The following is a 4,171-nucleotide window of genomic DNA, read 5'->3' on the forward strand; positions in this document are numbered from 1 at the left end:
TAATGCAAGGTTTTTGAAAGTCCCAATCCTATTTTCTTGCACTAACATCGGACTTTAACAGGTCAAAAGCTTTATTTTAAAAGGGTTTTACTATTATTCAGCAAGCCCTAAATAGCTGAAGAAAAGTCAGAAAAGTTTTCATAATATTTACCATATAAACATTTCTTTTTGACCAATTTCCACAGCCTTTCAATTAAATTTAGATTAGGCGAACAAGACGGCAGATAGAGTAGCTCTATTGACAAAGAAAGAGCCAATTCTTCAACAAATTTACATTTTTGATAGCGGGCATTATCTAATACTAGAGTTATAGGAATTATTAGTCCTAAAGCATCTATTTTTTCAATAAGTTCACAGACTTGAGTTGCTGTAATATAAGTGTCATATGTTACCATAATAACTTCATGAGTTATCGCATTTAATGCTCCTCAAACATTAAAGCGTTTACGCCCGCTCGGTGACTTAACGAAAAGTCTCTCAAAACACCAAACAAAACCGAGAAAAGCTCCCATAACAAAGTGAGCGGCATCAACAAAAAAAAACAGCCCTTTCTAGCTTTTTTTCTTTGTAGTCTTCTTGTTCATCTGGGTCAGCTTTAGAAGGAAGATAACCTACTTTTAAACATTTCATTCCCATTGATTTTAAGAATTTCCTCACTTGGGTAGGGATTCGTTTTATTCCTGTCAATTATTCTCTTCTATATACAACTTCATTTATTGTGGCTGGTGGATTTTTATCAAAAAATATTTTGAGGGTTTCTCTTTGAGACTCTAATTCACTTTTAGGGCGATAGAAGTTGATTTCTTTTAATTTTTCTATTCCGCCTTCTTGATAATCCTTCAGTTGAACCCGGGGATGGGGATGATGAAATATTTCATAATACAGTGAGTTCTTTTCTTCTTCCGTGAATTCTAGGTTAATCATGTTTTCAATGAGTGCTTTGCTTCTAATTATGACTCTTAAACTATATTATTGTCTTTGAGTAAAAAATGCAAGTTATAGCCGTGCAAAGTATATCTACAAGAACCCATATTTGTCCTCACTGTGGCTATGTAGAAGATAGAGATATTAACGCTGCTATCAACATTCTGAAAAGAGGACTAAGTACCGTAGGACACACGGAAACTAATACGCGCCGGCGTGAGATTCCCTCTGGTTTGGTTGGATACGTCCTGTCAGATTAAGGAAACTCAGTGAACCAAGAATCCCTCGCTTAAGCGCGACGGGAGTGTCAACCTGTGAGTATCCCGTCCCAGAGGAGGTATTTATGGTTTCAGAATTACGGATTGATTGTTTAACAGGAGTACAAGGTTTGGTTAAGTACCGTCGAGAATTTGACTCGGTGTAAAACAAGTTTCAGCTAATTTAATTAAAGTCGTTTGATTAATCTTCCCCTGGGGACTTTTTGGTATCTCTGGTAATTTTATCCAATGTTTCGGCAGTTTATAATTGACTAATTTATCCTTAATCTGGGATTGAATAATTGTCTGGCTTATCTGAGAGTTAACGGGTACATAAAAAGCCACAATTACCTGTCCCCATCGAGAATCTGGCAATCCTAAAACCACCACATCTTTAACTAAATTAGTTTGTCTAATGGCAGTTTCTACCTCAAAAGGATAAACATTTTCTCCTCCTGTAATTATTTTTTGACTATCGCGGCCAATGATATATAAATAACCACTTTCATCCAAGTAACCTAAATCATCGGTCTCGAAGTAGCTTGCTTGATTAAGATGGGGATAATAGCCTAAAAATAAAGATTTCGCTTCAATAATAATTTTCTGGTTATCGGGATTAATTTTTATCTGAGCATGGGGTAATAGCTGTCCATTACTATTATTTCCTCGTCGAAAATCTTCTGGTTTAAGGGTGACAATTTGTGAGGCAGTTTCCGTCATTCCATAGGTGGGAGATAGGGAAATATTATATTCTCTAGCTTTTTCTAGTAAAGATGGCCATGCAGGGGAACCTCCTAGTAAAACTGTTTTAAAATTGGCTAACCATTGAGGATCATTTTCGAGAAAGAATTGTAATTGAGTGGGGACTAAGGAGATAAAATAATCTTGAAGATTGAGATTATTTATGCGCTTTTGTTTGATTTTATGGTAAGGAATAACAGCAAAATCTCCCCCTGTTAAAAAACTTCTGAGAAACTGCATTAAACCACTAACATGATATAAGGGCAATAGGCAAAAAGAGTTAACCTGCTTGACTTGAAAATATTCAGAGAAACCTTTAACAGAAGCAGTTAAGGTTAACCAGTTATGGATAGCAAAGCGAATTTTTCCCGATGTTCCTCCCGTGGGTATCATCAGAGAATTAGTCAAAGGATTGACGGGAGGAGAATTATAGTGAGAAACCTCGATATTTTCACCAAAAATATAATCGGGTTGCATCAGAGAGAAAACCTGTTGCCATTCGTTAGTTTTCCAGTCGGGATTAGCTAGAAATAGGCAACTTTTGACCCTGACGGCAGCCAAGAATATCGCTAAGAATTTAAGGGGATTGCCTTCGGCCAGCAGCATAGTTAATCGAGGATTATCTGCGGCGATAAATTGCTGGGAATAGGACTGATATAATTGATAAAATTTTTGGCTATTGTATCCATATAACCAATCTTTTTGACTGAGATATGCTAATTGTTTGCTGATGTCGTCCACAGTTTTTCTAACCAATCGGGTTCACTATTATTAAACCATTGTTGCACACCAAAACCTAAAGCTCGCTCCTTTCGGGGGTATTCTTGTGCTAGACGTAAAGCGGATTTTCTGCCGATATTAGTTTCTAAAACGGAGGAAAATACTAAATCTAAGGGATATTTTTCCCAGAGATTTCTTAACCCTTGTATTGAACCGGTAATAGCAGGTTTAATCACAAAAATTCCTCGCCATCCCCGTTGATAACATTCCTCTATTTGTCGAAGATTGGCTACGGATTCATCTAAAGCAATCCCTGTGGTAAAATCTTGACTTAATTGCAACATTTCTGCCAATTTAGACGGGGGTAAAGGTTGTTCGATAAATTCAATTATTTTAGATTCATCGGCAATTTTTAACCAGATTTTACCCTCAGCAATACTTAATCCCCCATTGGCATCTAAACGCAATTTAATTTCCCTGGGTAATCGGGTAATTAATTTTTCAAATAAGTTTAACTCTTGCTTGAGAGAATTAACTGCAATTTTCCATTTATAAGTATTAGTTTGATTAGAAGCTAAAATATCATCCAGACAGGGAAATACTGCCGCACCAGTGGGTAATAAATAACTATAATTTTTCGTTTCTATTTCTCTTGATTGATTTTCTATACTTAAATCTTCTAAAGCTGATTCAAAGGCAAATTGACACGCAGGAAATTGTTCAGGAATAGAAAAAATTGAATTTATTGATAGGGGATTTTCGAGACTTTGACAGAATAATATTGCTGCCGATAATGTTTCTGAACCAAATTCAGGTAAAGGAGCAATTTCTCCCCATCCAATACGTCCATCTTCAGCTTCTAAGCGAATAATAATTCCTTCCCTAATTTGCCATAGTCTGTGATGGGTTTGTAGGGGACGCAGCAAAGGACGCTGATAAACACGAAATTGCCAGAAATACATGATTAACTATAAGTAGTCGTGAAAAATTAATTTTCTAGTTGAGATAGGAAACCTTTCAGTGATCAGTAAACAGTAATCAGTCAAAGGCTGCAGCTCAATTTTATAGAGTTTGTGAGCGAAACGTTTTTTTGTCTTAAAGTCCAGAAAACGGGTTTCTTCAAGAAACCCGTTTTCTAGTCCAATCAAAACCACAGAGAACACAGAATTAACCTTAAACTAATACAACTATATCAGAGGCGGTAAGAGTCGGTTTAGAACTGAGAGTTGCAATTTGAATAGCTGCTAGTGTACCTGTCCCGTCCCCATCAAAGAATAGTCCTCCAGTGATTGTATTATAAATAAAGCGATTGCTGGCATTTAATGCAGTTGTTCCTAACACGAATTGAGCGGCTGTAATCGCAACTCCTGCGGCTAAACCACCGCCAAAACCCGCAGCAGAGACAGCAATTTTATCCCCCTGACTGGAGAGGAAATCGGTAATTGTGTCAATCCCTTCATTGCGGTTGTTGAAGGTGAATTGATCGCCACCTGCACCCCCTGTTAGGGTATCATTACCTAAGCCACCAA

The 4,171-nt window shown here is 37.0% G+C and carries 1 protein-coding gene and 4 pseudogenes; 1 reads left to right on the top strand and 4 read right to left on the bottom strand.

Features of this window, described 5'->3' with window-relative positions; translation table 11 throughout:
• Window positions 1-110 precede the first annotated feature (110 nt).
• Window positions 111-924, bottom strand: a pseudogene (locus tag BGL89_RS08080) (IS630 family transposase); the annotation flags it as partial.
• A gap of 83 nt (window positions 925-1,007) precedes the next feature.
• Between BGL89_RS08080 and BGL89_RS08085 the strand changes: the two are divergent.
• Window positions 1,008-1,197, top strand: a pseudogene (locus tag BGL89_RS08085) (zinc ribbon domain-containing protein); the annotation flags it as partial.
• Between the two features lie 126 nt (window positions 1,198-1,323).
• Here the strand turns inward: BGL89_RS08085 and BGL89_RS08090 are convergent.
• The 3 genes and pseudogenes from BGL89_RS08090 to BGL89_RS08100 all read right to left on the bottom strand — a co-directional run.
• Window positions 1,324-2,663: pseudogene (locus BGL89_RS08090) on the bottom strand (2-succinylbenzoate--CoA ligase); the annotation flags it as partial.
• Window positions 2,639-3,604: an o-succinylbenzoate synthase gene (locus tag BGL89_RS08095; RefSeq protein WP_286825278.1), complete on the bottom strand. Its 966-nt coding sequence runs from the start codon at window positions 3,602-3,604 to the stop codon at window positions 2,639-2,641. The pseudogene BGL89_RS08090 and the gene BGL89_RS08095, both read right to left, overlap by 25 nt.
• Before the next feature lie 211 nt (window positions 3,605-3,815).
• A pseudogene (locus BGL89_RS08100) lies at window positions 3,816-4,171 on the bottom strand (calcium-binding protein); the annotation flags it as partial.

The organism is Microcystis sp. LSC13-02, assembly GCA_002282935.1.
Lineage (GTDB): Bacteria > Cyanobacteriota > Cyanobacteriia > Cyanobacteriales > Microcystaceae > Microcystis.